This window comes from Microcoleus sp. D2_18a_B4 (assembly GCF_036702475.1).
GTDB lineage: Bacteria > Cyanobacteriota > Cyanobacteriia > Cyanobacteriales > Microcoleaceae > Microcoleus.
Genome location: NZ_JAUBTL010000026.1, coordinates 83,082 through 91,411 on the forward strand (window position 1 = coordinate 83,082; position 8,330 = coordinate 91,411).

An 8,330-nucleotide genomic window follows, 5' to 3' on the forward strand; every position below is an offset into this window, starting at 1 on the left:
AAAGGTGGTACAATGAACGACCTCGACCAATACTATAAAGTGCTGGGACTGTTGCCGGGAGCTTCCAGAGAAGAAATTAGCCAAGCCTACAAGGATTTAGCGTTCATTTGGCACCCCGATCGCATCCCCAAAGACAATCCCAGACTACTACAGAAAGCTGAAGAAAAGATTAAGGAAATTAATCAAGCTCGCGAACAATTGCGATCGATTCAACCAAGAGGTCAGAATCAGAACGTTCAGCACAAACATACTCAGCACAAACACACCCAGCACCAAAACACCCAGCACAAACACACCCAGCAACAAAACGCTCAGTACAGAAACACTCAGCAACAAACTACCCAGCAACAAAACGCTCAGTACAGAAACACTCAGCAACAAACTACTCAGCAACAAAATACCCAGTACAGAAATACTCAGCAACAAAATACCCAGCAACAAAATACCCAGCAACAAAATACCCAGCAACAAAATACTCAGTACAGAAACACCCAGCAACAAAATACCCAGCAACAAAATACCCAGCAACAAAATACCCAGCAACCCAATACTCAGTACCAAAACACTCAGTACCAAAACACTCAGCAACCCAATACTCAGTACCAAAACACTCAGTACCAAAACAATCAGTACAGAAATACTCAGTATCCAAACACCCAGCAGCAAAACACCCAGCCCCCACCGGCCAACCCAAAAGAGCCCCGCTACTCTTCTGAACCCTCTTCAGGAAAATATCCTGGAAATTATCCGGGAAACTATGGGGGAAACCCTGCAGGGCCCTATTCAGAGGCGTCCCGCTACCAATCGCAGCCGCCGCCATCTCAGTCTTACCGCCAAGCGGGGCCGCAAGCTCCCGATTTGAGCGGTTCCAACTTCCAAGGAGCTTCCTTAAAAGAAAAGGATTTTTCTGGAAGAAACTTGAGCAATGCAAACCTGAGTGAAGCCGACTTAAGTGATGCTTTTCTACACAACGTCAATCTCACAGGCGCGAATTTGCACCAAGCAAACTTGTTCAGGGCCAATTTGTTAGGAGCTTGTTTGATCAATGCCAACTTGAGAGAAACCAACTTAATCGGAGCCGATTTGAGCGGTGCTGACTTGAGCGGTGCTGACTTAACAGGAGCGAAAATCGGTTACGGCGATCGAGTTATGGTCAAACTTACCCGGACTACATTAACAGGTACAATCTTACCCGACGGTACTGTTCATAGCTAAATTATTTAGTTTTTAGTCAGTGGTTGTAGACGCGGGTTTTACCCGCAATATTTGCTGCAACTCCAAATACAAAAAAATCCGCCCTTTGCGAATTTGGGATAAAAACTTATAGCCTTTCTCAGAAAGATGAGGTACTCATGGGCATAGGGCATAGGGCATAGGGCATAGGGCATAGGGCATACCTCACCACGCTTGAGAACCGCTATATATTCTGTCCGCTAGAACAACCGCAAGAAAATTGGTTCGTAGTGAGGGCATTCGTCGTCAGAATTGTATGAGGACTTGCATTCCTCGCTGCGTACCCATAATGCTTAAATTACTTGACATGATATTACGCGATCGCGATCGCACAAACCGAGTTTTTTGACCCGGTTCAACAACTGCAACGAGGTCTTTTCGTTCATCAAACCCCCTTTCTGTCTCCGACACGGCTAATCGAGATTCATATTACAGCAACCGCCAAAATGGTTCCTGTTCTGTTTTTCCTTCTTCCTTCTTCCCGACATCCGTTACATCCGTTACATCCGTTACATCCGTTACATCCGTTACAGAATCCGTTGCCGAACTTCCTTCTTCCTTCTTCCGGACATCCGTTACATCCGTTACATCCGTTACAGAATCCGTTGCCGAACTTCCTTCTTCCTTCCTATTAATTACTTCCGCCACGGCCATTGCGTAACTTTCGTCCAGCAGCCAGCATAGCGCCTCCCGCCATCAAACCCCCCACAGTCATCGGTTCGGGAACCGGCTCAGGTTGAACCGTCCCCACAGAACCGCCTTTAATAAATACAGCAGAATCTAAATAGCCATCGCCCACATCTTTAATGCGGATGCTGAGAACATTCGTCTGATTTTGCTTGAGCAAACCCTCAAAACCTAAAACTTTAGTAAAACCGTCGAGCTTAACAATGTTAGCAGCAATACCTGTCAAACTTGGGTTGTCAATATAGTCTGGGTGATATGTAGAGCGATTATATGGATCTGGAACCAGATTATTAATCGTAACTGTTTTTCCGTCGCTCAATTGGGCCAAATTAGTGCCGTTCAGCAGCAGTTCAAAATCGTCATTATATTCTTCATAAGCGCCGAACTCAGGAAACTCCTCAGAAGCAAATACATATTCAAAGAACAACTTTTGAACCGTGCTATCAGCAAAAAAGCTGAGGTTTAGCTGAGTCACATCCCCCCGTTCACCCTTAGCACCAAAGTCCGTGCTTAAATCGCTGTCCTTTATCGTGAAGTTATCTGTCTGATTCGTACCCGGTATATCGGCGACTCTACCAGTGCTCAGAACAACACCTGATGTCAAACCGAAGGGGTCATTAGTGAAAGTACCAAAAGCAGCCGAATTCCCCGTAATTGAAACAGAGAAATTACTCAACCCGGCTGTATTAGCCCCCAATAAATTATTTATTAAAGTCGCAGTGTTATTAGTTGCCCCTACCGAAAATGCCATTGCTGGCGCTGCCAACAAACTCAGAGCAGTAGTTAATGTAGCTGTTAAGGCAGCAATTTTGTGAGTAATTATCATAAATTTTTCCTGGAAGATACACACCTGATCCTATGCACAACTTAATTTTTACATTATATAAGTATCAATGTCTAGTGCCTTTACAATAACTTTACACATAAGTGTATATACGCTTTCTGTGGTTAAATTTTTTGGTACTTCCTGGCAATTAGTCAGCCTATAAACCTCATGGCAAAAATACGGATTCAAAAATACACGTACACAGACTAATAATTTCATGACTGACGCACGGGAAACCCAAAAACCCCGGTTTTGATACCGTTGGCGCTCTCCCCAATGACTAATGACTAATGACTAATGACTAATGACTAATGACTAATGACTAATAGCTAATGACTCATGAGTCATGAAAGATGACCTCGCCCAAAAAAACTATACAAGCCCCCGATTCCTGTCGTAGAGAGAACAAAATTTTTGACCCTAGTTCCACATCCCAGATTCATCGATTCATCTGTGGAGTAGATATAAAATCCTTCGACGCTCGCGCGGCTCGACGGCTCGCCCCCGTCTAAAATCTAAAATCTCTAATCGACTGACTCATGACTAAAACCCCCTTGCTTCTCCTTCCCCGCGCCGATCGGCAGCCCCTTCCAACCAACCGTCTGCAGTCAGGACGATCGCATTGGCATTGCCCCAGCCCTCACCTTCGACAATCTGGTGTCCCCGCCGCCGCAACTCCGAAAGCGTCGCAGCCTCAAAACCTCCCCGTTCCACCCTCAGCCGATCGGGCAGCCACTGGTGGTGTACGCGAGGTGCAGACACAGCCTCGCCGACATTCATGTCATAAACCAACACATTAAGCACAATTTGCAGCACCGTGGTAATAATCGTGCTGCCTCCGGGAGCCCCCGCAGCCAGACGAAATTTGCCATTTTCTGTCACGATGACCGGCGTCATGCTCGATAAAGGAGTCTTCCCTGGGGCGATCGAATTTGCCTCCCCGCCCATCAAACCAAACAAATTCGGCACTCCCGGCGCGACTGCAAAATCATCCATCTCGTTGTTGAGCAAAATTCCCGTACCCGCAGCCACGACTCCCGCCCCAAAACCGCCATTCACCGTAAAAGTCAAGGATACCACATTGCGCTCTTTGTCAACTACCGTGAGGTGGGTAGTTTCAGGAGACTCCCACACAAAGCGACTCAAAGTTTCAGCGTCAACAGCTTTTACCTCGCTGGAGGGTCTGGCTTTTGACATTTGGATTTGCGATCGTCTGAATTTGGCATAATTGGTGCTAGTCAGAGCTTTGACCGGTACCCTCACAAAATCCGGGTCGCCCAAATACTCAGCCCGATCGGCATAAGCAATCCTCATGCTCTCCGCTAGCAAGTGCAAAGTATCTGGACTTTGCCTCCCCAACCTCTTGAGATCCGTATCTCCCAGAATATTTAAGATTTGCAACAAATGAACGCCGCCGGAAGAAGGAGGGGACATCGCGCAAATTTCGTAAATGCGAAAGTTGCCGCAAACCGGATTTCGCCAAATCGGCGTATAGTTTTTCAAATCTTCGAGAGTGATAATGCCGCCGTTTTTAGCCATATCGGTGGCGATCGCCCGCGCAATGTCCCCCGTATAAAAACTTTGCGGATTTTCAGCAATCTGCCGCAAAGTCCGCGCCAAATCCCGCTGTACCAAAAGCTCCCCCGGCTGGTATAAAATGCCACCGCGAGTAAAAACCTCCCGCGCCGCCCGGTTTTTTTTGAGCACATCCAGTCGTCGCCCGGTAGCCGTGGTAAACCGCGAACTTACCGGAAAGCCTTTTTCAGCCAGGGCGATCGCCGGCGCCACCACCTGTGCCCAAGGCAACTTACCATACTCGCGGTGCACCCTATAAAGTCCAGCAACAGTACCCGGAATACCCGCCGCCAAATGCCCGTCCAGACTTGCCCTTTGGCGCACCTTCCCTTGCTTGTCGAGGTACATATCCCGCGCCGCCCGTTTCGGAGCTCGTTCCCGGAAATCGAGCGCTTGCACAGTCCCCGTTTGGGCCCGTCGCAGCAGTAAAAAACCCCCGCCACCGATACCCGCCGAAAAAGGCTCCACCACAGAAATTGCCAAAGCCGTAGCAGCCGCCGCATCCACTGCATTGCCGCCCTGTTGCAGCACGGCCAGCCCCGCAGCGCTCGCCAGAGGGTGAGCTGAAACTGCCATCCCCTGTTTGCTGCGCTGTTGCTGCAACGTTGCCTGTAGCTGCTGCTGGCAGCCACCCAACACCAAGACTGTTAGGAAACAAGTATAAATTCGCACTTTACTCAAGAAATTTGGCAACATTTTTTACGGGTGAGAAGAGGCTTTTTTATAGTATAATTATACTCTTGTGTTCCCTAAGACCTAGCGGTACAGAGTTCAATCGCAGCTAAATTACCTGTTATGGCAGACGGGGAAACGATTTGACCCTGAGAGGCGATCGCGGTGAAAGAGAAATAAAGAAATGAGGGACAGCTTAGGGCAACTTAATAAGTAAACAAGTTAGAAAAAGCATCTTTTTTGAGAAAATCCTGATTTGAAAAAAGCTGATTAACGCAGAAAAACGGCGTGGCTGATTTACTGTAGGAAAAACTAAAGATGCCAATCATATAAACCAGGATTCACGGTTATGAATTTTCAAATTATTTGTGTTTCAGAGCGTGATTTAGCAACAGCAAAACCCTCCGTATTTTAGGTAATGGCTAGGGTAATGCAACACATATAGCAATCCTTGCAGGAGTCGTAAATTTTTTACCCCACCCCAACCCTCCCCGAACCCGCTTGCTCGGGAGTAAGAAATTCACCAATGATTTAGGATTGCTATAGCAGACTTAAAAGATGCGCTCGAATTTAGGACAATTCCAGTCTCCGGTAAAAACCCTCAATCCCTCGCACCCGTCGCCTTTGTGTCAGAAAAATGGCCCGCCAAATAATAGTCTGCACTCCGCCTGCTAAGGGCTGTCCCCTCCTTATGGCAGATCGCACTGATGTCCGTAAACCTGTTATATTGGCAGTATGTAGGCAAGTTTCCTTACTACAGGTACTTGCAAGTAAATGAGTCAGAGTGTCTGCTTCGAGACTATACTTCGGCGCACAACTACCAAACCACACCTTAATGCAAGTTATGAACAGCCAAAAAGTCAGTGTAATCATTCCTGCATTCAATGCTGCCGACACTCTGGCCGAGACAGTTGCCTCCGTACTCAATGGCACCCACAAGAATCTAGAAATTTTAATTGTTGATGACTGCTCTACTGACGCTACTGACAAAGTTGCTGCGAAGCTGGTAGAGCAAGATTCCCGAATTCAATACTTTCGGAATCCCCAAAATTACGGGGTTTCTAAGGCGAGAAATTTAATGATATATCGCGCCACAGGCGAGTATGTAGCGTTTATCGACAGCGACGATACCTGGGAACCCAATAAGTTAGAAGTTTGTTTGAAGATGCTCGCAGACAATCCCGAAGTCAAATCTGTGGCTCACGCTTTGCGGTATTTAGACAAGCGCGGCAACAAGTTGAGTTATATTCCCACCTATCCTACAACTAAAGCAGAAATGCAGGCGATTAAGGAGACAGGCGAAAGTCCTTGGGTTTTCCCGTCTTCTGTTGTAGTCGATCGCTCTATTCTACTCCAAGAAGGCGGGTTTCCAGAAGATTGGGAGGTAGGAGAAGATACAGAGTTATTTACCAAACTTGCTCAAAAGTATGGCTTGCTAGCGGCGAAAGAACCTTTGGGAAATTATCGAATTAGAGGGAACTCTCTCACAGATAAGCACTGGCTGAAGAAGCGAATAGCTTCTGATTGTGTCAAGGAAAACCAACTGCGGCGCTTGCGGGGAGAAAAAGAGTTATCACTCCAGGAGTACGAAGAGTTATGTTTTAAGAATTTGCCGCTTTTGCAAAAGCTTAACAAATTTCGAGAAGTTTTGGCACTGCACTACATGAGAAAGCTGGGACAAAGTTGGTTAAATCGGGAGGTTTTGCCGACTATTGTTTACGGCGTCGCTACCACAGTGCTCAATCCTCAAGCTACTGTGCACAAGTGGAAATGGATGAAGACTCACGAAAATTTGAGTCATCAAACCGCAGAAGGTATCAGTCATTCGCCACAATTAAACCCCCAGCGATCGTCTGAAATCGGGCGGCTGTCCTAAAGGATGTTATAGTTGTATAGCCTTTCTCAGTAACATGAGGTGCACGCTTGATAAGCGGGCATAGGGCATAGGGCATAGGGCATAGGGCATAGGGCATAGGGCATAGGGCATAGGGCATAGGGCATACCTCACCAAGATTGAGAACTGCTATATGCGGGTTTAGTCGAGAAATTAGGTGCTGCCAATACAGCCGAATCAAAGTTGATCGCCCAGGGGCTGATTAATACACGATATTGGGGGTTTTGAGCCGTATTTGACTGTTAATATCCTGTCGGGTGAATTACCCGCGATACCAGCTACAGCGGCTTGCAGCCGTGCGATAGGACACCATATACAAATCTTTGAAAGCCGCGATCGGATGTCAGCCTTGATTTATTCGATCGCCAACTTCAACCCTATACAGGGCGCAAATAGCAGCGATCGCCAGCCGTGCTATTTACCCCCACAACAGTTAAAATAAATAATGTATAAGTAAAAAGGAAAGTTTTTGGAATTAAAAAATGGGTAGCCAACCCCTTTTTGATGCAGAAAATAAAAGCAAAAATTTATAAAACATTCGGCTTTTTACGTTCAGAGGACGATCGCCTTTTTACTTTGAATTAGATTGAATTTATGGACTGGCAAGAAATTTCTGGCAATTGGGTATTAATTCCTTCAAGACCGATCGCGATCGTGCATTTTCTCGGCGGTGCATTTGTGGCGACAGCACCACAGTTGACCTATCGCTGGCTGTTAGAGGCTTTGGGGAATCAAGGATATGTTGTAGTCGCAACCCCGTTTGTCAATACTTTGGATCATATTGCGATCGCCCGCGATGTCCTCAACAAATTTGAAAATGCCCTCGATCGCCTGCGGGCCACTAAATTGCTCAAATCTTCCTATCTCCCCATTTACGGGATGGGACACAGCATGGGATGCAAACTGCACTTGCTGATCGGTTCTGTATTTGACGTAGAAAGGGCAGGCAATATTCTGATCTCTTTCAATAATTATGCGGCATCCGAAGCAATCCCCATCGTCGAGCAAATTTCCCCCGTCTTTAACGTCGAGTTTACCCCGTCTCCGCAAGAGACTAATCGCCTTGTCCAAAATAGCTATCAAATCCGGCGCAATCTTTTAGTCAAATTTAACGGCGACAATATCGACCAAACCCTTCTTTTAACCAAACTGCTAAAAGCACGATTTCCTGACATGATTACAGTTCAGACTCTAGCGGGCAACCATCAAACGCCCTTGGGGCAAGATGTTAGCTGGCCTGTGGGTCAAATTTTTACGCCATTCGACGCGATCGGGCAGTGGGTCAAACAAGAAGTGTATCGAGAATTAAATGAATTAAAACGGACAATTCTGCTGTGGCTTAATCCTCTGTCCAAGGATTTTAAATCGTGAACTAACCTGACGGTCAACGGAGTTAGAGTCGATAGGAGCGTTACCACTCCTACCTCTCCTTCAGAACGGAAC

7 protein-coding genes are annotated in these 8,330 nt (G+C 46.7%); 4 read left to right on the top strand and 3 right to left on the bottom strand.

The genetic code is table 11. The features are described 5' to 3' along the window. Positions 1-12 precede the first annotated feature (12 nt). Entirely contained in the window at positions 13-1,215 is a 1,203-nt protein-coding gene (locus QUB04_RS16760) for a pentapeptide repeat-containing protein (protein WP_333285985.1), read from the top strand. A gap of 447 nt (positions 1,216-1,662) precedes the next feature. On the opposite strand, the gene QUB04_RS16765 is transcribed toward QUB04_RS16760, so the two are convergent. The 3 genes from QUB04_RS16765 to ggt form a co-directional block, all read right to left on the bottom strand. Next, the gene (locus QUB04_RS16765) at positions 1,663-1,887 is read right to left on the bottom strand and encodes a hypothetical protein (RefSeq protein ID WP_333285987.1); all 225 of its coding nucleotides are present in this window, start codon (positions 1,885-1,887) and stop codon (positions 1,663-1,665) included. After that, a complete protein-coding gene (locus QUB04_RS16770) occupies positions 1,865-2,746 on the bottom strand; it encodes a choice-of-anchor L family PEP-CTERM protein (protein ID WP_333285989.1) in 882 nt (293 codons plus the stop codon). Before QUB04_RS16770 ends, QUB04_RS16765 begins: the two co-directional genes overlap by 23 nt. A 543-nt stretch (positions 2,747-3,289) precedes the next feature. After that, entirely contained in the window at positions 3,290-5,017 is a 1,728-nt protein-coding gene (gene ggt / locus QUB04_RS16775) for a gamma-glutamyltransferase (protein WP_333285991.1), read from the bottom strand. 820 nt (positions 5,018-5,837) lie between these two features. Between ggt and QUB04_RS16780 the strand changes: the two genes are divergently transcribed. The 3 genes from QUB04_RS16780 to QUB04_RS16790 all read left to right on the top strand — a co-directional run bounded on the left by QUB04_RS16780 (position 5,838) and on the right by QUB04_RS16790 (position 8,258). Further along, positions 5,838-6,869, top strand: coding sequence for a glycosyltransferase family 2 protein (locus tag QUB04_RS16780; RefSeq protein ID WP_333285992.1), 1,032 nt, complete (start codon positions 5,838-5,840; stop codon positions 6,867-6,869). A 253-nt stretch (positions 6,870-7,122) separates the two neighbouring features. Continuing rightward, a complete protein-coding gene (locus QUB04_RS16785; protein ID WP_333285994.1) occupies positions 7,123-7,329 on the top strand; it encodes a hypothetical protein in 207 nt (68 codons plus the stop codon). Positions 7,330-7,481: 152 nt separating this feature from the next. Further along, positions 7,482-8,258 carry a DUF1350 family protein gene (locus QUB04_RS16790; RefSeq protein WP_333285996.1) on the top strand — a complete coding sequence of 259 codons (777 nt, stop codon included), beginning with the start codon at positions 7,482-7,484 and terminating at the stop codon, positions 8,256-8,258. The last annotated feature ends 72 nt before the right edge of the window (positions 8,259-8,330 follow it).